The following is a 20795-nucleotide window of genomic DNA, read 5'->3' on the forward strand; positions in this document are numbered from 1 at the left end:
AACGAGGAAGTCTCTGACTTCCGGAAGTTGAAAATTTCCTGTTATGGTTAGGCACAAGTTACGCTTCGCTAAACTTGCACCATAGTAGAATTTTAAAGCTAAGGGCTAACCGCCAATTACTAAAAGCTAAAAGTTGCTTACTTCATCTCCATTACCAACCGGAAACCAATATCGTAGCCATTGCCAGGGCCGGCGGCGTGGGTCATGTAGGTGGCATTTTTAGAATCGCCGGTAAAGGAAGCGCCTTTTAGAACGTGTTCTTTGCCCGAGCGCGGGGGTACCGGATCGGGGAATATTTTTTCGTTGTAGTAATCCTGCACCCATTCCCATACGTTGCCTAGCATGTCGTAGAGGCCCCAGGCATTGGGTTGTTTTTGCCCGATGGCACTGGTGGTAGTGCCGCCCAGCACGGCCATGGCGCGGGCGTCCGGCCACGGAATATCACCTTGGGCTCCAGCTCGGGCGGCATACTCCCACTCAAATTCGGTGGGTAACCGGTAGCGGTGCGTTGGGTCTAGTTTATTCATTCTTTGAATAAATTTCTGGGTGTCCTGCCAGGTAATATTTTCTACGGGGTGTTTGGAGGCATCATCTGCAACTTTATCGCCTTTAAAAAAGGATGGATTATCGCCCATTACTCTATCCCATTGCCCTTGGGTCACTTCAAATTTGCCAATGTAATACGGTTTATCCAGCGTAACTTTAAAACCCGGCTGGGCTGCCTGCCGGGCCATTTCGTCGGCTTTGACATACGCTGCTTCGGGTAAAGTTCTCCGGTTAGCAGGCTTGTTTTTGAGCCGGCTAACCGCCGGTTCAAATTTGCCGACTACCATGCTGCCCGGCTGAATCAAAACAAATTCCAGCCCGACGGAATTGGTAAAGGTTGGCGCTTGCGCCTGTAGACTGGCACCTGTAAATACCCAAAAAAAGAACAGTACTAATATTTTTTTATGCATTTGGCATGGTTTAAAAATTAACCCAAGATTATATTGGCAGTACCCGGAATGGATATATTAAGTAAATCAACCACCCCTACCCCCTCCTAATCTTAGGAGGGGAGTTTCCGGCTTATGTTGGGGATAATACCTGTTTATTGGCTACTTTTATTCTACGAAGTTACGTTTGGTATTGCGGTAGCCTTTGTGTACTTCCAGTTTCTGCATGGTTTCGCCGCCGGGGGTAAGCTGTTTAATGCTCGCCCGTACTTTCTTAACTTCTTCCGGGGTAATAACCGAGGCATTGTTGCCCAACTCGCTGCTATTCCGCACATAGCTCAGTACCGAGGCAATCCACTCGTCGCTTTGGCCGGCCATAGATGGCATTACATCCGGATAAGTTTTTCCGTCGATGGGGCCTTTTAAGCCGTGCAGCATTATTTCGATGGGTACAATTTTATCGGGATCACTCAGGCGCGGCGATTTATACAAAGGTGGCGCCATCATGGGAGCACCGGCAATAATGCGGCCTTTGCCATCGGAACCGTGGCAGTTAGAGCAAAGTTGCTTGAATATAACCGCCCCTTTTGTCACCAATTCTCTTTCTTGAGGACTAATATTTTTAATTCTTTCCTGTTCTTCGGCAATCGTTTTTAAGGTTTGCTGATGCGTTTTGTAAGACAACTGCATTACCTCGTTATCTGGGTTAGCCGCTAATAAACTGGTTAGCAAAGCCTGGGTTGCCGGCGTTTTGTGCGTCCGCAGCGATAAACTCAGTTGCACCCGCACATCCGGGCTCGCATCGTTTTGCAGGGCTTTCAGTTTTTCCAGCACTTCTGCATCGTTTTGTTTCAAATACATTTCGCTGATCCAAACGGCGGTTTTTCTAATTTGGGGTTCCGCATCGGCCAGGGCCTGAAATAGCAACGGTTTATCCATCGCATTTAATCCTTCTAAGGTCCAGAGGGCATGAATGCGGGCCAGGTGGCTGGGTTTGTTTCTTAAAGGGCCTTTTTCGCCGCGGGCTATTTTCTTTAAATCCGATACTACCGATTGGTCGTTGCGCACCACCAGCAAGAGTTGGGCATTGTCGCGCCACCAGCCGTTGGGATGGTCTAAATAAGTAACCAGTTTAGCAGCCGTCTCATTTAACATATTAGGCTGGGTTTTATCGGGTTTAATATTTTCGTGCACTACGCGGTAAATGCGGCCCATACCCCGGTTTTTATATAATCCTTTTTCTTCGATTATTTTGCCCAAATAGGTACCCGGTCCGCTCCATTCGCTCTCCTGAATAATGCCGTGGTACATATCTACAATATAAAAAGTACCATCTGGGCCGGTGTAGGTGTTCATGGGCCGGAAATTAAAATCGGCGGAGGCGAGCCAGTCTTTTTTCTCGTAAACGTCTTTCAGAATTATTTTGCCGTCCTGATTCGTAACGCGGCCCCGTTTAATAATGCGGCCTACCGGTTCCGGAATAAAATAATCGCCTTGCATATCGGCCGGCAGCCGGTCGCCGCGGAAAATAGATTGGCCAGCGCCCGAGGTAAAGCGGTTGAGGGTATTGTCTTCGGGGCGCAGCGCAGCCGGACCGCCCTGGGCATCGAGGTTACCAATAATGGGCCACGGAATCATAAATTCTGGGGCGTATTGGTCTTTAAAATTTAGAGCGCCGTAAGCCGGCATTTGCTGTATTTGCACCGCGGGCAAACCCGGACCAGCTTCAGAAAAAAACAAGCGGCCGTAATTATCCGCAGTAATTCCCCATTGGCCGGTCATGTTATCGATCATGGTATCCGCCACTAAACCACCGTTCTGGTATTTGTACCGGAATTTATCGCGGGTAGGGTAAATCCAGTTGTCCAGGTTCCAGAGCATGCCGCCATTCTGGTGTTCTACGTTGCGCAGATCAATGGCATCATTCTTAAAAACAATTTTCTTTTGGTCGGCTTTGCCATCGCCGTTTGTATCGCGGTAGCTATAAATATGCTGAATATTGGTAATCGTAACCAGCAACTCATCGCCAATGGGCAACACGGTGCGGGGCAAAAGCAGGCTGTCGATGAATATGGAAGATTTATCCATTTTACCGTCGCCGTCGGTATCTTCCAGTAGTTTAATGCGGCTGAGCGGTTCGAACTGGCCGGTAGCTTTGGAATCCTTCATGTAGGTGTTCATTTCTACTACATATAAGCGGCCGTTGCCGTCCCAAGCCATGCCCACCGGTTCCTGCACCATGGGCTCGGCAGCTACCAGTTCTACCCGGTAACCTGGTGGCAACTGAATTTTCTGCATACTTTCTTCCGGCGAAAGCGGCGTTACGGGTGGGTCTTTATCAACTACCACCCGTTCAAAAGGCTTTTCGGCAACAGAAGTACGGGGTGGCGTATTGCAAGCGTAAATAATCAGGGAAAGCGCCAGTAAGCTTAAGCCCTGAATAAAAAAATATTTATAAAAAGAAGATAATCGGGATTTCATACGTAATTATTAATTTAAAATTCTGCGGGCAGCAGTATTGCTTCCCACTACTTTGCCCTGCTAAAAAAGTACTTAGCCATTATTGCTACCGGTAAACAATATTGGCTAACATGTACTGTGAGCAATTTACAAACCACTACCAATAATGTACTTTTATGCTTTTTACTGCACGGTAAAAACCAGTTCCTGCACATCGCGGGAGTTAGAACCAATAAATATCTTAAAGTCGCCGGGCTCTAGTACATAAGCCAGTTCTTGGTTGTAAAACTTTAAATCGTCAGGAGTTATGGAAAAAGTAACCGTTTTGGCTTCGCCTTTTTTCAAGGCAATTTTCTGAAAACCTTTCAGCTCTTTTACCGGCCGGGTAATGGAACCTACCAAATCCTGAATGTACAACTGCACCACTTCTTCGCCCTCGTAATTTCCGGTGTTTTTCACTTCTACATTTACGGTAAGTGGCTCACCGGAACGGATAGTGGTTTTGTTAATCTGGGGTTTACCGTAGCTAAAGGTGGTATAACTTAACCCAAAGCCAAATGGAAAAAGCGGTTCGTTGGTTACATCGAGGTACCGCGATTTATATTTATCCAGCAAATCGCTGCCAAACGGCCGACCGGTATTTTTGTGGTTATAAAACAAAGGCACCTGCCCCACTACCTGCGGAAAAGTAGTAGTTAGTTTGCCCGACGGATTATAATAACCAAATAACACATCAGCAATGGCATTACCGGCCTGTGTACCGGCAAACCAAGTCTCCAGAATGGCATCGGCATTTTCGGCTTCCCACGGCAAAGCCAGCGGGCGGCCATTCATGAGCACCACTACCAAAGGTTTACCGGTTTTCTTCAGGGCTTTTAATAATTCTAGTTGTTGGCCCGGCAAAGTAATATCGGCCCGACTGGCGGCCTCGCCGGTCATACCCTGTGATTCGCCGACCACCGCCACAATTACGTCGGAGGCGCGGGCTACCTTCACAGCTTCCTGCAACAGTGTTTCCGGCGAGCGATTGTCGATTTCCAGATTGCCGCCGTGCGCATTTAACCGTTTAATCATTTGGTCATCATCGGCAATATTGGCGCCGTGGGCATAGTTTATTTTTACTTTATTACCTGCTACGTTCCGGATGCCTTGTTCTAACGAGATGGCTTGTTTCCAGTCGCCGGCGGCACTCCAATTGCCAATCAGGTCGCGCTGGCGCTTTGCCAAAGGCCCAATAAGCGCAATGGAACCAGATTGCTTTAGCGGCAACACCTGGTTTTTATTTTTAAGCAGAACCATGCTTTTGCGGGCCATATCGCGGGCAGCCGAAATAAATTCCGGTTTCATGATGGTAGTGGCAGCCCGATTTTCGTTGGTGTAGCGATAGGGGTCCTGAAACAAGCCTAATTTGTATTTGGCTTCTAAAATACGCCGGCACGCCTGGTCTATTTCGGCTACGGTAACTTTACCTTGTTTCACCGACTGGCCCAAGTGTTTTATAAAAACTTCTCCTACCATGTCCATATCCACGCCGGCTTTTAGGGCCAATTCGCCTACCTGGGCTTCGGTTCCTAATCCGTGCGGCACCATTTCGTTTATGGCAGTATAATCGGTTACCACCAAACCATTAAATTTCCAGGCATTCCGTAAAAGATCAGTCATTAGCCATTTATTGGCGGTGGCTGGCATCCCGTTAATTTCGTTAAAAGAGGTCATAACGCTACCTACGCCCACATCAACGGCGGCTTTATACGGGGGCAAATATTCGTTGTACATGCGCGGCAAACTCATATCCGTGGTTCCGTAATCACGACCGGCTTCAGCGGCACCGTACAAGGCAAAATGCTTTAAACAGGCCATCACGGTATTGGCCTGCGCTAGATCTTCGCCTTGGTAACCCTTAACCATGGCTTTCGCCACCTGGGCGCCGTACCAGGCATCTTCGCCGGCACCTTCGGCAATGCGGCCCCAGCGAGGGTCGCGGGCAATATCAACCATTGGCGAGAAAACCCAATTCAGGCCGTCCGCCGAGGCTTCTTCGGCGGCAATCCGGGCACTTTTCTGAATCAAGGCCATATCCCAACTGGTAGATAAACCCAGTGGAATCGGGAAAATAGTGCGGTGGCCGTGTACCACATCGTACCCAAACAACAAGGGAATTTTAAGGCGGGTATTATTTATCGCAAACTCCTGCAATTTACGAGCGGCCACCGGTGTAAAGGTATTAAAAACGCCCCCCACCTTGCCTTGCCTAATATTCTCATCTACATTTTTGCTTACCACCGGACCCGTTACATCAAACCCCACAGCCAATAAATTAAGCTGCCCGATTTTTTCTTCCAAAGTCATTTTTGCCAGCAAATCATTTACAAACATATCCATTTCGGGATTTTTGGTTTGATTTATTGCCGGCAAACTGGCCGTGGTATCCGATGGGTTATTGGCAGAAGTATTTCCGGACTGCTTAGCGACGCGCGTACATCCTAGCCCCAGAGATAAAATAATTAAAAAGAATAATTTATACATGGCATTAATTCTTTACCGGCAAACCGGTTTGGTTTATATGCGCCAAAGCAAGCTGCCTAAACTTGGTATATTGGCTTTTGTTGGCTATTTTATTTAACCTGTTGCAGACTAAATTATTTAAGATGCGGACTTTGGAAGCTAAGTTTTCTCAGGCCGACTTGTATTTCGGGTGCGCTCATAAATAAATTCCACAGCAAGCCGCTACGGTAGTTTTCCATCATAACCACAATCGGGCCTTGATCGATGGCGAGGTATTTTTTGGGGTACCAGTTATCGGTTTGGCTAAAGGCATCATAAAAGCCATACGGTCCCCAAACTTTGTCATTCAGGTTATTATACCAATATTTCATGGCCCGCATAGATTGCTCCGGGGTATAGGGCATTGAAGACAAAGCGGCTGTTGGGGAGATTACCCCCAGATCCCGCTCTTCGTCGGGTCCGTGGGCCGAGTACCCCTTTACCGAATAGCTGGCGGTAAGTCCCCAGTTATTGGGTCCATAACCTTCGTATTTCTTGGGGTTCTGCGCACACCAGGTGTAATTAATCAGGGTTTGGTTTTTATTTTCTTCCCAGTAGTCGGCGTACTTATCTTTTAAGCCCCGCGGGTCTAAACCCAGGTAAGAGTAATGCGCCCAGAAAAGCGGTCCGCCATTTTTTTGCGTACCTTGGTGCTTTAGTTGTAGTTTATAGCCAAAAGCTTCGGAAGGCGAAACAATTTTACTATTCTCGGCCCAGCCTTGGTGGTAAACTTCGGCCGGCACCCCGTGGGTAGGCGAAGCCGCCGCCAGCACATACATAATCAGGCATTCGTTGTAGCCTCGCACCGCAAAATTCATGTCCCAACCGTAATTGGGGCTCCAATGCCAGTACAACACATTTTCGTTATCTTTCCGGTACCAGTTAAAATCTATGTCTTTCCATAGCTGGTCGGCCCGGGCAGCTAATTGTTTTTCTTCCGCGTTGCCATCTTTAAAATATTGCCGCACACATAATAAGCCCTGGGCCATAAAAGAAGTTTCCACCAAATCGCCGCCATCGTCTTTTTTACTAAAGGGTTTTACCTTGCCGGTTTCGCCGTTCCACCAATGCGGATAAGCCCCATGAAAACGATCAGCTTTTTCCAGGAAAGAAATAATTTTTTGTAGCCGGGCCCTGCCCTGCTCCCTGGTAATAAATTTCCGTTCCATGCCCACCAAAATGGCCATTACACCAAAACCGCCCCCACCCGAGGTAACAATATGCTTGTCGTTTTGGGGATAAACGCCATCTACGTGGTAGCGTTCGCGGGCTAAGCCAGAATTGGGTTCGGCACCATCCCAGAAATAATTAAAAGTTTGCTTTTGTACCAGCGTTAATAATTTATCTTCGCTGAGTTGGGCAGCTTTATTAGTGCCGGTGCCGGAAGAATTTTCGGCAGGCCGGCTACAACTTAAAAAGCTTAATGTTAATAGAATAATAAATTGTAAATATTTGCTTGGTTTCATGTTCTAGATTTAAGTTTAACTTAGTAACTGCCCGCCTAATTAATTTTAGGGCTCGTAAAGCCTAGCTTTTTTAAACCAATTTGTACTTCGGGTGCGCTCATAAATAAATCCCACAGCAAGCCCGACCGGTAATTTTCGATCATGATAATGATGGGCCCCTGGTCAATGGCTAAATAGGAATTGGCAAACCATTTTTCCTGCAAAGAAAAGGCATCGACAAAGCCGTACTCCTGCCAGATTTTATCGCCGATTTTATAGTAAAAGAACTTAAGCGCCTGCATAGACTCTACGGGCGTATAAGGAAATGATGAAAGGGCCGCTGTGGGCGCAATGTAACCCCGATCGTTGGTGGGCGAACTGGCGGTATAACCATTTTGAATATCGCTGGCCGTTAAGCCCCAGCAGTTTTCGCTGTACCCGTAAAATTTATTGGGATTAGCTTTGCAGTAGTTGTAATTAATTAAGGTGTGAGCCCGGGTTTGTGTTTCGTAATTGGCATAAGCATCGGTTAAACCCATGGGGTTAAGACCCAGAAAAGAATAATGTTCAAAAAATAAGGGTCCGCCCTGGGCGGGACCCAAAGGCAGTTGAATGCCATAGTAGGTATTGCCATTGCGCATTGCACCGTTGCCAGCCCAACCATTGTCATAAACAGCTTTGGAGATGGTATGCGTGGGTGAGGCTGCTGCCAGTACGTAGGTAATCAGGCTCTCATTCCAGCCGCGGATGGGCAAATTCTTTTCCCAATTAAAATCAGGGCTCCAGTGCCAGTACAACGTGTTACCATTATCTTTCCGGAACCAATCCCACTCTACTGCATTATAAATTGTCGTAATATTGGTTCTTAAAGCAGTTTCTGGAGTATTATTGGCATTAAAATAGTGGCGGGCAGTTAACAATCCCTGCATCAGAAAAGCAGTTTCTACCAAGTCGGCACCGTTGTCGTTGGCACTAAACGGAATAACTGCTCCCGTATTGCCATTAAGCCAGTGCGGATATGCCCCATGAAATCGTTCCGCTTTGTTTTGCAGAAAATCTACAATGAGCTGCAGCCGGGCTAAACCTTGCTCCCGGGTAATAAAGCCCCGGTGCACCCCGGTTATTAAAGCCATTATGCCAAATCCGGACCCGCCCGTGGTAACAGTATTGCCGGAGGTATTTCTTTCGCGGGCTAAGCCGCTAACCGGATGGCCAAAATCATAGAAATATTTAAACGTTTGACGCTGCACCAGGGTCAGCAACTCTTCGTCAGAAATGCGGGGAAATTTATCGGTGTCGTCGAGGCCAGTTGCTAAACTAATAGATACCGGGTTAATAAGCCGGCCGCCGCTTGCCGATTTTAAGCTATTAGTAATATTTAATTTATAGTTGGTAAAAGCTGTTAAGTTGTCGCGCGGCGATATTAATATAGTTTTGTTTTCATTCTGCAATGTAAACTCAACTGGCACCAAAATACCACCATCAACGGTAAGCTTTACCCCATCGGGAATGCTGCTGGGATATATGGCCTCAGTAAAGTTAATAGTAACAACAGGCTTGCTATTCAGGCCTGTATAATTTAGGCTCCCGTTGTAAAGACCGTTAACTGTAAAAGATAAAGAAGTATCAGTTGGGGTAATATCTGTATTTTTTTTACAGCCAAGTATCCCAACCAAAAAGCACAGAGATAATAATCCGGTATAAGCATAACGCATCTTCAATCCTATCCTACTGCTACGTTTTAGTTTCATCATTTGCCGGTACGGGAATTATAATAGGTAAAGCGGGTAAACCGACTGTGGTTGTTACAAAAACACGGTCGGTTTACCCGTTCAGGCACTTATTTATTGGCTAAACCAAGATTATACAAACTCCTGATGTGGGCATCGGGCAGGGCAATGTCGTAAACCCGAATTTCATCCAGACGACCGGTCATGGGTGCGAAATTGGTGTCGGTATTTACCTGTTTGCCGGGTATGCTGTTGTAGTTAGCCCCAATAATTACTTCGCTGGGTTCATAAGCATTAAAAAGGTTATTGCCCACGCCTCGGTTAGGAAAACCACCAATCTTAATGCCATCGCCCCAGATATTAAATATACCGGTGGCACCATCATAGGTAATTACAATATGGGTCCACTTTTCAGCACCTATTTTGGGTGATAAATTGTTATTAAGGTTATCTTGGGTACCGCCGCCAACCGTAGAAAAGGTTGGCTGAATACGCAGAATATCGGTATTGGAAGCGGGGTTAGCATTAGTATTCAAGGCCAGGTTAATATTACCATTAAAGATACCTGGCCGGGCCAATTGGAAAGTCATGGTTCTTTTAGAACCGTTATTCAAAATTTGCACCCAATGACTAATGGTAAAGCTCTTTAACTTACTGGTTTTAAAGCTTTCGAACTGGTTAGCATAATACAGCCAGCCCCCATTCAGGTTTAATGCTTTACCTCTTACACCATTATTTGCATAAGAATCATTTAAAGAGGAGGTAGGCGCAGTGCCACTTTTTAGCTCGTTTTTGGTATCGTCGAATGACCAGTACGCTACCAGGTTATTGGGGAAAATTTCGTCGGAACTGCCGTAGCCATCTATTTTTCCTTCATAATCAGCGGGGCTAACATCAGGCAAATTATTGGGGTTACCATCGTACTCGCAACCCGACAAAGTAAATGCCGTTAGTGCCAGGCCTACAGCCAGGTATTTGTTATATAATTTCGGGAACTTCATTTTTGTATCTCTTTAAAAAATATTAATAACCAGGATTTTGCGTAAGAACGCCTTTGCTTAAATCGATCTGGGTTTGCGGTATGGGCAATAATATATCGCGGGCCTCATTAAAGTTTGTTTTACCGGCTGCCCGCAGCACCTGTCCCGCAATTCCCCAGCGTACCAAATCAAAAAACCGGTCGTGCTCCATGGCCAGTTCTACCCTTCTTTCGCGGCGGATAGCTTCACGTAATTCGCCTTGGTTAGTAGTAGTAACCCGGGGCAAAATGGCATTGTTACCAGCTCTGGCGCGGGCCCGGACCATTTCCAGTTTATCCAGCGCTTCGGTGGTATTGCCCATTTCGTTGGCTGCTTCAGCATACATTAAAACCACATCGGCGTAACGTAAAATTCTTACATTCATCCAGTAGCCAAAGCGGTTACTTACTGCGGCCCGGCGCGCCGGGTTAGAATATACTTTCTGGTTGTACCGCGGATTAGGCAAGCCGATCGGGGTTTTTTCGCCGTAAATGGTTAAGCCTTCGGTAGGGCTGGTAGTGGTGCTGGTATATAAAATGGTTCTGTTTTTACGTGGGTCGTTAGGTTCATATGCTGCTTCCAGAGCAGTGCTAGGCGTATTCCAGCCCCACCCTAAATCCCAGGTACCCGAGCCCCTTATACCCTGAATTTGGGCGTATTGCACCCCATTATCGCTAGGAAAAGCTGGGCTGGCAGTAGCCTGTACCTCAAATACTGATTCGGGGCTGTTTTCGCCTTCTTCCCGGAATATCCGGTCGTAAGAAGTAGAAAGATTATACTGGCCAGAGGTAATAACCAGATTAGCAGCCGCCATTGCCTGGCTCCACTTTTGTTGGGTTAAATAAACCTTAGCCAACAAACCATTGGCCGCCCCCGAAGTAGCCCGCCCCACAAACTGAGCAGGCCAATTAGCGGGTAAATTTGCTGCAGCGAACTGCAAATCACTTTCAATAAAGGCATAAATCTGGGCCGGAGAACTTTGCGGCACATTAGACTGGGCAGCGGGATCAGCAAAGATCTTATCAATTAAAGGAACTCTACCATATACCCGAACCAACATAAAATAAGCATAAGCCCGAATAAACCTGGCCTCAGCCTCAGATTGCACCTTAACTTCCGGCGTAGCAACAATGGCCGCATTATTAGCAATTTGGTCCAGAGCAATATTTGCTTTGTTTATTAAACTAAAGTAGCCTACCCACATAGCATTGGCAAAGCCGTTATTAACGGTAACCGGGAAGTTATCCATGTCGATAGCGTTGGCGCCACCATCACCGGGTGTGCTGCCTTTATCCGCATCGTCGCTGCGGATGCTGGTTATGGCAATAAACGACTGGCTATGCACATTAAAATCACGCAGGGTAGAATAAGCACTAAATAAATACTGATCGTATGGTCCGGAACCGCCGGGATACGGATAATCATCCTGAGTATATTGCCCTTGGGGCTCACGGTCTAAAAAATCGTCTTTACAAGAAGCCAGAGCGAAAACAGCCGTTAAAATCATTACATGAATGACTTTTAAGCTATATATATAGTGAATAAATTTCATGATTGAATCAATTAATATTTTGATTTAAAAGGTTGCATTAAGGCCGAAAGAATAAACAGCCGGAACCGGATAAAGTCCATTATCCGCCCCACCAGCAATAGGATCGGATAAAGAAGCTTCGGGAGTATAGCCCGAGGTTTTACTGAAAGTAGCCACATTCTGTCCACTAAGCGATAGACGCAGTTGTTTAACCCCTACTTTATTTATATTCCGGAAAGTATAACCTACCTGCAGCGTACGAAAACGGAAATAATCGCCGGGCTCTAAAAAGTAATTGCTGAACAAGTAATTGTTGCCGCGGGTATTATCCAAAATTGGCTCTATGTTGGAAGTTCCGCCGCCTTTCCAGGCGTTTAACCGGTTGGTTTCGTAGTTAAGCGTAGCAAAGTTGGCCGTACGGCGTTGGGTATAAACTTTATTACCGGCCACGCCTTGTACATCTATGAGGGCATCAAAATTTTTGTAATTAGCCGAAAAGGTGCTGCCAAAATTCCAGGTCGGGAAAGGCGTTCCTAGGTAGGTGCGGTCAGCGGGTGAAATTACACCATCGCCGTTTATGTCTTCGTAAGCGATGTCGCCGGGCAAAGAATTCGTGAAACTAGGCAAGCGGTCTAAATCGGCCGTAGACTGGTAAATTCCTGCTTGCTTGTACCCGTAAAAATACCCGATAGATTGTCCGGTCCGGGTAACGTTAACGCCACTATTACCTAAAATTTCGAACTCCAGGTTAGGCCCAATAGACTCTACCTTATTTTTGTTATAGCTAAAATTAGGCGCAATACTATAGCTAAAATCCGTACCTATCTGGTCGTTCCAGCCGGTAGTTACCTCAATACCGCGGTTACTAATATTACCTAAATTGGTCCGGAAAGTGTAATTACCGGCGGTACCCGGTAAAGTTAAAGAAGTTAAAATATCTTTGGTGGTACGATCGTAAAAGGTAATTTCAGCGTTAAACCGGTTATTTAATGCGCGTAAATCAACTCCCACATCAATACCCCGCACTACTTCCCAATGCAAATTTGGGTCGGGCACGTATGCCGGTCTAACAGAAGTATTTACATTGTCACCAAACACAGCTCTATCGGAAGTAACTAAGCCAGGCCGATACAAGTTAGCCGGGAAACCCAAGCCGCTACCTACGGTACCCCAGGCAGCCCGTAATTTTAAAAAGTCCAATGCTTTAACGCCACTGAAGAAACTTTCGTCGCTAACAACCCAACCTAAACCAACACTACCAAAATTACCCCACCGGTTGCCAGGGGCAAACTTAGAACTACCATCTCTACGGAAAGTGGCATTTATTAAATATTTACCGTTGAATGAGTAATTTAAGCGGCCTAAGAAAGACATATACGATTCTTCACCGCCACTACCGCCATTTGCCAGGGGCATAGAAGCATCGGCAATGTTCAGGTACCAGAAATTAGGATCGCGGGGAATAACTAGGGTGGTGTCGCGGCGACTACCCGAAACACTGGTACTGCCGTTAAACAAAGTAGTAAAACCGACCAGGGCGGTTACTGTGTGTTTTTCCTTGAAGGTTTTGTTGTAGGTTAAAGTGTGGTCCTGCTGAAACTTGCGGAACTGCTGCTGCGACTGGTTAACACTGGTACGAATAGATCGATCAAAAGTAGTGTCGGTTGCAGCCGTGCCTTCTCCTAAATTAATAAACCGGTTGGCCAACGGCGTATAACCCCGCGAATTATTAAAACCCAAGTCGGTGTAAGCCGAGCTTCTGAAGGTAAAATCTTTTAATATTTTAACTTCGGCAAAAATACTTCCTACTACCCGGTAGCCATTATTAATAGAGGTGCCGTTATTGCGGTTTAAATTGGCAATGGGGTTGCCCACCTGCGCTCTTTGAAAAGAAGGCATGCTATAATATAAACCATCGCCGGCTTGTACCGGTACAATGGGCGCTGCCCACAACGCATTATTCAGGCCGGCAGCCGCAGGTTGTTGTTTCCAATGAAAACCGGTAAGATCGCCACCAACTTTAATGTTATCGGTAATCCGGATTTCCTGGTTTAAACGGGCAATAAACTTTTTGTAGTTATCGTATTTCAAAACACCATCCTGCTCGTTATAGCCCAGGTTAAGGAGCGTCGAGGTTTTTTCGCCGCTGTTAGAAATACTCAGGCTATTGGTGGTTATTATAGCATCCTGAAATATTAAATCCTGCCAATTGGTGTTACCCGTATAGTTAGTATAATCAAAAGGAGCGGCGCCTAAATTTGTTAACTGGGCATTATATAAATTTCTAAAACCAGCGGCATCAACCACGTCAATCTTTTTCTGAACGCGCTGTACCCCCACTGTGCTCTGAAAGTTAACCCGCGTTTCGCCTTTGTTGGCGCGCCGGGTAGTTACAATAATAACCCCGTTACCGCCCTGCAAACCAAAAATGGCAATTGAAGAAGGGTCCCGCAGTACTTCTATACTTTCAATATCGGCTGGGTTCAGGTAGTCTATATTGGTTTGAAAAACACCGTCTACCACATAAAGGGGGTTGGTGTTATTGGTGCTGTTTACCCCGCGTATCCGAACGGTGGGGCTGGCTCCCGCCTGGCCGCTGTTTACAACGGTTAAACCCGCCACTTTCCCTTGCAAAGAAGATAAAGGATTCACGTTGGGCTGCCGGGCCACCTCGTCGCCGCTTACCGAAGTAATAGAACCGGTAAGATCTCTTTTTCGCTGCACGCCATAACCCACAACCACTACTTCCTCTAATGACTTTGCATCAACAGCCAGATTTACATTTATAGTGGTACGGTTATTTATAGCTACTTCCTGCGTTTGATAACCCAAAAAGGTAAAAATAAGGGTTCCGGAAGCTGGTGCCGATACAGTATATATACCATTAACATCGGTAACACTACCAGACGTGGTTCCTTTTACTTGCACCGTTGTGCCCGGCAGCGTTTCGCCGGAAGTAGCATCGGTAACTTTACCTGTTACGGTAATATTTTCCTGCGCAAAGAGCAGGTTAACAGTAAACAGGCAAAACAATAATAGTAGGGATCTTTTCATCATATTGATTGGGGATGATTAACATTTTATGAACAAATATTTATCCTTATACCCCCAAATCCGAAATTCTGAACACTACATTGCTACATCAAAAATCTGGTTATTAAAAATTTTTTAATTATAACAACCTGAGAAAAGAAACATTAAACTATTTTAAAAGAATTAAACAAAACGTTTAAGATTTTTCAGACAAAAAACACCCGTGAGAAAGTCCTAAAACAGCTATGAGAGGTAATGATGTAGTGCAAAAATGGGCTAAAGTTCCAGTAAGAACTCAACTAAATTTTTATCATGCGCTAAATTAAGCTTCTTGCGCAGGCGGTACCGCCGGATTTCTACTCCCCGCACCGTAATATTAAGCAGCGAAGCAATTTCTTTACTACTCATATTCATGCGCAGATAAGCACACAATTTAAGGTCGTTGGGTGTTAGTTCCGGGTAGCCTGTGCGTAGCTTTTTAAAGTAGTTTTCGTGGGCTTCGTTAAAGCTGGTTTCTAGCAAATCCCAATCGCGTTCATCGCTCTTGCCTTCGTCTATAACCCGCTGTATTTTGCGCAACTGGTCGGTGGGTATCTTTTTACCCGCAGCATCTTTTAATTGGATTATTTCTTCCTGAATATTTTGGAGAAGTTCATTTTTATAAACAATATTAAGCGCCGAGTTTGCCAACTCCCGGCTTTTACTGGCTAAATCGGCTTGCAATTGTTCGTTTTTAAGCCGCACAATTTTTTGTTCGTTCAGCATGGCCTCTTGCCGCAAAAATTCTTCTTTTTCTCTTTCCAGTTTCTGCTGAATTTTTTCCTGGTCGCGCTGTAACTTGCGTTCATATAAATACTTACCAACTAATAGTATAAATAACAGCACAATAAAATATCCGATATAAGCCCAAACTGTGGCGTACCAAGGGGTTATAATGGTAAAAGCAAGTATGGTAACCTCCGATACGGTATTACGGTTAATGCGGGCTTTTACTAAAAACTGGTAATCGCCGTAGCCCAGATTGGTAAAGTCTTTACTGGTTTCGGTACTCCAGCCCGACCATTGCTTGGAGTGACCTTTCAAAAAATAGCTATATTTTACATTAGCCTGTTTGTAATAAGGCAAGGCATAGGTAATCCGGATATTATTTTTGTTATACGGCAGCGCGATAGCGGCTTTTCCGTTTTCGCTGAGCAAGGCATTAGTAGCGGTAATATTTTCGACTTTCCGGATTAAAACCTTGGGCAGCGCATTTTGTCCTTGGTTTTGGGTATTGGCGTGGTATAGTACAAAACCTTCGTCTACGCTAATCAGGTATATTTGGGGGTTTATGCGGCTGATATTTTCATAAAACTGCACCATCCGGTTGTTCAGAATATCGAAAGGCGTAGTATTAATTTTTACCTGACCGGCTTTAGACAAGTCGGCCAGGGCTACTTTACCGTGGTTTATAAACCAATATTTTTTATCGGCAGCCTTAATTATTTTGTTGGCCGAGGCAAATGTACCTAGCTTATTATTTAATTGCTGGTACGGGTAAAAACGGTTACTAATTTCATCGTGTACATAAAATCCGTTCTTCGTAGAAAAAATAATCCGGTCTTCGAGGTTAAAAATATTAATGTTATAGTTACTGGGTAAGCCGTTTTTTTGGCCGTAAGTGGCCGTTGCTTTTATTTTAGTTAAATCGGGGGTAAGGGTAAGTTTATATAAACCTTTGTAGGCATGGCTTACCCAAATATACCCGTTTTTGTCTTGCTCTACGTACAAAGAGGGCTCATTAAACCCGGCCACTTTATGCCCGAAAACCCATTTTCCGGCAGCATCTTTTTTATAAATAACCAACCCGTTGTAAGTACCCTGGATTAAATAATTTGGGTCGGAATTTAATTTTTTAATCGTCCAACCGCCTTTTACATCGGATATTTTTTGCAGGGCACCTTCAGTAACCAGGTACGTACCTTCGTTGTGGCCACAAAGCAACTGACCGTCTTGTACCGATAAACTCCAGACCTGCCCCTGCGACCCCGGCACCAAGCTAAAATTAAAGGCATGGAAAGCCCGGCTGTTACTATCGGGCCACTCGCTATAGAATAAGCCTTGATTGGTACCCAGGTAAATTTTATTCTGGTGTACCAGGCTGGCGTAAACGGTACCAAATTTACCCGTTTTGTCAAAATAAAAATATAATGGCGAATTTACTTCTATCCGGTCGATGCCGTTGTCCAGGGCGGCCCAAAGGTTTTGTTCGTTGTCGGTGTATAATCCTAAAACCGTATTGTTTTGCAAGCCGCTCGCTTTGTTTATGCGTTGCACCACCGCCCCGGATTCGTCCAGAATAATTACCCCGTTTAAGATAGTACCATACGCAAAATATTTGTTTAAAATAAGTGAGCCGTTATTTAGCTGATAGGTTTTCAGGAAATCGTCGGCTTGGTTTTGCCAGGGTATTATGGTGCCGCCGTCGTACAGAAAAAGTCCGTTTTTGGCCGTACCAATCAAGTATTTGTTACCCGGATAAGGTAAAACAGAAAGCACCCCGGAGTTGCCCAATATTTTACTGGCCGGTATAAAACTTAACAAGTCGTTCTTGAGTTCGTACAGCCCTTCGCCTATAACTTCTATAAAAAAACGATTGCCCGCCTTAAATAAAAACAGAAAAGGCTTATTATTGGTTAAATCGGTTGCCCTTATTACTTTTATTTTTCCCTTCTCGTAAATAAAAACCGAACCAAACGACTGAAATAATATACGTTCGCCGTCGGTGTATATTTTCCAGATTTCGTCGGTGGGTCGTAAATTGGGGGGCACTAAATTAACCAGCGAATTATAAGTAAACCTGCCGACCGCATTATACGCCCAGTAGCCAAATTCACTGAAACCGCCCGTATAAATACGGCCCTGATCGTCGGCGGCAACTGCTCTTACAATTTGCCGGTTAGGCAAGGAGTAAAGATTCCAGTAGCGGCCATCAAAAGCTAATAACCCATCGGAGTTACCAAAGTACATGATGCCGTTTTTATCTTTAGCCACCGACCAGTTTTTATTGTCGGCCAGGTAAGCACTTTTACTGTAATTCTGGATATAGGGCACCCCAATATTTTGCATATTGGCGGCCCTTAAGGCCGTTGGCAAAAAAAGTGTTAAAATAAAAAGCCCTATAATTTTTAAATAATTATTCATTTATAATGTATGTAATCTTAATTTTACTTAAACCCGGTTTACCTACCAAGCTAACCAAAGCCGTTGGTTAGCTTGGCTAACCAGCCTTTAAACCAAAGCCATGCCCAACCAGCCCGATAAAGCTTAAGGTGGGCAAACAAATAAAATATTACCTCGTTAAGCTAAGTACTTACTTAACCTAACGACTTGCTTTAAGTTTATTATAACATGTCGCACGCGCACCACGATCACGCCCACCACCATCATTCTGTGCCCACAAATTTAACCAAAGCCTTTGTTATTGGCATTTTATTAAATATTGTATTTGTAATTATTGAGGCAGGCGCTGGTTTATGGCTTAATTCATTGGCCCTGCTCTCCGATGCCGGCCATAACTTAAGCGATGTAATTAGTTTGATATTAGCCCTTTCGGCCATAAAGATAGCTCAGAAAAAACCCAACGTCCGCTTTACCTTTGGCTATGCCAAGTCTACCACTTTAGCTTCTTTGTTTAATGCAATTTTATTACTGGTTGCAGTTGGGGCTATTGGCTGGGAAGCTATTAGCCGGTTTGGCGAAACAAAAGAAGTAAACGGCCAATGGATAACCATCGTATCTGGCATAGGCATTGTAATAAATACGTTAACGGCCTTACTTTTCTTAAAAGACAAAGATCATGATATTAATGTAAAAGGCGCGTATTTGCACATGGCCGCCGATGCTTTGGTCTCTTTGGGCGTAGTAATTTCGGGACTGATTATTATGTACACCGGCTGGTATTGGGCCGATTCGGTTATGAGTTTGGTGATTATTCTGGTAATAATTGCGAGCACCTGGGGTTTACTGAAAGAATCGCTGCGTTTATCACTCGATGGCGTTCCCCAGGGCATTGATTTAAAAGCCATCCGGGAGTATTTAAGTTCATTACAGGGTGTACAGGAAGTGCACGACCTGCACGTTTGGGCATTAAGTACAACCGATACCTCCCTTACCGCGCATCTGGTGCTTACCAGAGAACAGCAGGAAAATCTGCTGCCCCGCATTCACGACGACCTTTTTCATAAATTTAATATTGCACATGCCACTATTCAGTTGGAAGAACCCGGCAATAAAGAGCAATGCCTGCATACGCATTCGTATGATTGAAAAACATAAATCATTATCAGGTAGTTAACACACTAAATTATATAATGCTTTCTTACGGACAGCTTATCAGCTATCTTCAGGCAGTTTGGGGTAAGTGCGGCAACGATAGAATTCAAAATTAATCAAACAGACTATTTTAATTGAGCCAACGTTATTTTTGAATATCACTAAAAATTACCTAATTTCGCACCAAATTTTAAAACAACAGCAGACACAAAATGGAAACGACCGAAGGACTGCAATTACCATCTGATTATTTACCGATATTAATACAATTTGCCGCCGCTTTAGGCTTTGTTTTATTTGCCATTGTGGTTACCCACTTAATTGGCCCCAAACGCCACTCTAAAGTAAAAGATGCGGCCTGGGAATGCGGCGTAGAATCGGTCGGCAACGCCCGTACCCCGGTTTCTTACAAATACTTCATGACCGCCATACTTTTTGTAATATTTGATGTTGAGGTTATTTTCCTGTACCCGTGGGCGGTAAACTTCCGGGGTTTGGGTATGGATGGCTTTATTCAGATGATTGTATTCATGGCCATGCTGATGCTAGGATTTTACTACGTGATTAAGAAAGGCATTTTAAAATGGGAGTAATCCCGGCCTAAATACTTAGTCCTGAATAAACTTTTAAGATTATAGCTATGTTAAGAATTTAGGATAATTTTTATTCTTAACTTCTAAATAGACACTTAATATATGAGTACTATAAAAACGGTAGAAGCGCCGGCTGGCGTAGAAGGAGCGGGCTTTTTTGCTACCTCTTTGGAAAAAGTAGTTGGTATTGCCCGTAGTAATTCGCTTTGGCCTTTGCCCTTTGCTACTTCCTGCTGCGGTATTGAATACATGGCTACCATGGGTGCCCATTACGATATTGCCCGCTTTGGTTCCGAACGCCCCAGTTTCTCGCCCCGCCAGGCCGATTTGCTCATGGTAATGGGAACTATTGCAAAAAAAATGGCTCCGATTGTAAAGCAGGTGTATGAGCAAATGGCCGAACCCCGCTGGGTAATTGCCATGGGCGCCTGTGCCAGCAGTGGTGGTATTTTTGATACGTACAGTGTGTTACAGGGCATTGACCGCATTATTCCCGTAGATGTGTATATTCCAGGGTGCCCACCGCGCCCGGAGCAGGTACTGGATGGTTTAATGCAGGTACAGGAATTAGCCAAATCTGAATCGTTACGTCGCCGGAACTCACCGGAGTACCAGGAACTATTAGCTTCTTACAACATTAAATAATTCATGGCCGAGCAAGGGTTAACCAACGAACAAGTTTTAGAAAATATTACCGCGAAGTTTGGCGAGGCCATTTTTGATGCGCACGAGCCGTATGGTTTGTTAACCATTACGACTACCCGCGACCAGATTATTCCGCTTTTAACGCATTTATACCACGATGCAACCCTGAAAATGAATTTCCTCACTACCATGTGCGGCATTCATTACCCGGAAAATAAAGGTCAGGAGCTGGGCATGATTTACCACGTGCACAGCCTGGTACACAACGTGCGCTTACGCATTAAAATATTCTTCCCGATTGAAGACCCGACGGTACCAACCGCCACGAAGCTTTACGCCACCGCCAACTGGATGGAGCGTGAGGCTTTTGATTTTTACGGGATTCAGTTCGAAGGTCATCCGAATTTGATTCGCATTTTAAACGTGGAAGACATGACCTACCACCCGATGCGGAAAGAATACCCTTTGGAAGATGGTACCCGCGAAGACAAAGTAGATGTGTTCTTCGGAAGGTAGTTTTTAGTAGTTAGTTGTTAGTGATTAGTC

Annotated in this window: 13 protein-coding genes; 4 read left to right on the plus strand and 9 right to left on the minus strand. The window is 45.0% G+C overall.

The annotated features are described in order from the left end of the window. Nucleotides 1-137 precede the first annotated feature (137 nt). The 9 genes from ACO1R6_RS14345 to ACO1R6_RS14385 form a co-directional block, all read right to left on the minus strand. Complete coding sequence (locus tag ACO1R6_RS14345; RefSeq protein ID WP_486265581.1) at nucleotides 138-956, minus strand: formylglycine-generating enzyme family protein; 819 nt, start codon at nucleotides 954-956, stop codon at nucleotides 138-140. 147 nt (nucleotides 957-1103) lie between these two features. Then, entirely contained in the window at nucleotides 1104-3416 is a 2313-nt protein-coding gene (locus ACO1R6_RS14350) for a DUF7133 domain-containing protein (RefSeq protein WP_486265582.1), read from the minus strand. 162 nt (nucleotides 3417-3578) lie between these two features. Further along, nucleotides 3579-5921 carry a beta-glucosidase BglX gene (bglX, locus tag ACO1R6_RS14355; protein WP_486265584.1) on the minus strand — a complete coding sequence of 781 codons (2343 nt, stop codon included), beginning with the start codon at nucleotides 5919-5921 and terminating at the stop codon, nucleotides 3579-3581. A gap of 113 nt (nucleotides 5922-6034) precedes the next feature. Continuing rightward, a complete protein-coding gene (locus ACO1R6_RS14360) occupies nucleotides 6035-7405 on the minus strand; it encodes a glucoamylase family protein (RefSeq protein WP_486265585.1) in 1371 nt (456 codons plus the stop codon). Nucleotides 7406-7440: 35 nt separating this feature from the next. Beyond that, a complete protein-coding gene (locus tag ACO1R6_RS14365; RefSeq protein WP_486265586.1) occupies nucleotides 7441-9060 on the minus strand; it encodes a glucoamylase family protein in 1620 nt (539 codons plus the stop codon). 164 nt (nucleotides 9061-9224) lie between these two features. Beyond that, a complete protein-coding gene (locus ACO1R6_RS14370; RefSeq protein ID WP_486265587.1) occupies nucleotides 9225-10115 on the minus strand; it encodes a LamG-like jellyroll fold domain-containing protein in 891 nt (296 codons plus the stop codon). 22 nt (nucleotides 10116-10137) lie between these two features. Next, on the minus strand, nucleotides 10138-11685 hold the full coding sequence (locus ACO1R6_RS14375; RefSeq protein ID WP_486265588.1) for a RagB/SusD family nutrient uptake outer membrane protein: 1548 nt from the start codon (nucleotides 11683-11685) through the stop codon (nucleotides 10138-10140). Between the two features lie 24 nt (nucleotides 11686-11709). Then, nucleotides 11710-14721, minus strand: a complete 3012-nt coding sequence (locus ACO1R6_RS14380) for a SusC/RagA family TonB-linked outer membrane protein (protein ID WP_486265589.1) — start codon at nucleotides 14719-14721, stop codon at nucleotides 11710-11712. Nucleotides 14722-14973: 252 nt separating this feature from the next. Further along, nucleotides 14974-17880 (minus strand): ligand-binding sensor domain-containing protein, encoded by a 2907-nt coding sequence (locus ACO1R6_RS14385; protein WP_486265590.1) that lies wholly within the window; start codon nucleotides 17878-17880, stop codon nucleotides 14974-14976. Nucleotides 17881-18087: 207 nt separating this feature from the next. Between ACO1R6_RS14385 and ACO1R6_RS14390 the strand changes: the two genes are divergently transcribed. The 4 genes from ACO1R6_RS14390 (at nucleotide 18088) to ACO1R6_RS14405 (ending at nucleotide 20765) form a co-directional block, all read left to right on the plus strand. Continuing rightward, nucleotides 18088-19005, plus strand: a complete 918-nt coding sequence (locus tag ACO1R6_RS14390; RefSeq protein WP_486265591.1) for a cation diffusion facilitator family transporter — start codon at nucleotides 18088-18090, stop codon at nucleotides 19003-19005. A gap of 218 nt (nucleotides 19006-19223) precedes the next feature. Next, nucleotides 19224-19604 carry an NADH-quinone oxidoreductase subunit A gene (locus ACO1R6_RS14395; protein ID WP_486265592.1) on the plus strand — a complete coding sequence of 127 codons (381 nt, stop codon included), beginning with the start codon at nucleotides 19224-19226 and terminating at the stop codon, nucleotides 19602-19604. Nucleotides 19605-19706: 102 nt separating this feature from the next. After that, nucleotides 19707-20249: an NADH-quinone oxidoreductase subunit B gene (locus ACO1R6_RS14400; RefSeq protein ID WP_486265593.1), complete on the plus strand. Its 543-nt coding sequence runs from the start codon at nucleotides 19707-19709 to the stop codon at nucleotides 20247-20249. A gap of 3 nt (nucleotides 20250-20252) precedes the next feature. After that, complete coding sequence (locus ACO1R6_RS14405; RefSeq protein ID WP_486265594.1) at nucleotides 20253-20765, plus strand: NADH-quinone oxidoreductase subunit C; 513 nt, start codon at nucleotides 20253-20255, stop codon at nucleotides 20763-20765. Nucleotides 20766-20795 lie beyond the last annotated feature (30 nt).

Source organism: Adhaeribacter sp. (assembly GCF_057359045.1).

Excerpts from the sequence above, each read along its gene's own strand:
- ACO1R6_RS14345 (WP_486265581.1), bottom strand. The coding sequence starts at position 956 with ATGCATAAAAAAATATTAGTACTGTTCTTTTTTTGGGTATTTACAGGT.
- ACO1R6_RS14350 (WP_486265582.1), bottom strand. The coding sequence starts at position 3,416 with ATGAAATCCCGATTATCTTCTTTTTATAAATATTTTTTTATTCAGGGC.
- bglX (WP_486265584.1), bottom strand. The coding sequence starts at position 5,921 with ATGTATAAATTATTCTTTTTAATTATTTTATCTCTGGGGCTAGGATGT.
- ACO1R6_RS14360 (WP_486265585.1), bottom strand. The coding sequence starts at position 7,405 with ATGAAACCAAGCAAATATTTACAATTTATTATTCTATTAACATTAAGC.
- ACO1R6_RS14370 (WP_486265587.1), bottom strand. The coding sequence starts at position 10,115 with ATGAAGTTCCCGAAATTATATAACAAATACCTGGCTGTAGGCCTGGCA.
- ACO1R6_RS14375 (WP_486265588.1), bottom strand. The coding sequence starts at position 11,685 with ATGAAATTTATTCACTATATATATAGCTTAAAAGTCATTCATGTAATG.
- ACO1R6_RS14380 (WP_486265589.1), bottom strand. The coding sequence starts at position 14,721 with ATGATGAAAAGATCCCTACTATTATTGTTTTGCCTGTTTACTGTTAAC.
- ACO1R6_RS14385 (WP_486265590.1), bottom strand. The coding sequence starts at position 17,880 with ATGAATAATTATTTAAAAATTATAGGGCTTTTTATTTTAACACTTTTT.
- ACO1R6_RS14390 (WP_486265591.1), top strand. The coding sequence starts at position 18,088 with ATGTCGCACGCGCACCACGATCACGCCCACCACCATCATTCTGTGCCC.
- ACO1R6_RS14395 (WP_486265592.1), top strand. The coding sequence starts at position 19,224 with ATGGAAACGACCGAAGGACTGCAATTACCATCTGATTATTTACCGATA.
- ACO1R6_RS14400 (WP_486265593.1), top strand. The coding sequence starts at position 19,707 with ATGAGTACTATAAAAACGGTAGAAGCGCCGGCTGGCGTAGAAGGAGCG.
- ACO1R6_RS14405 (WP_486265594.1), top strand. The coding sequence starts at position 20,253 with ATGGCCGAGCAAGGGTTAACCAACGAACAAGTTTTAGAAAATATTACC.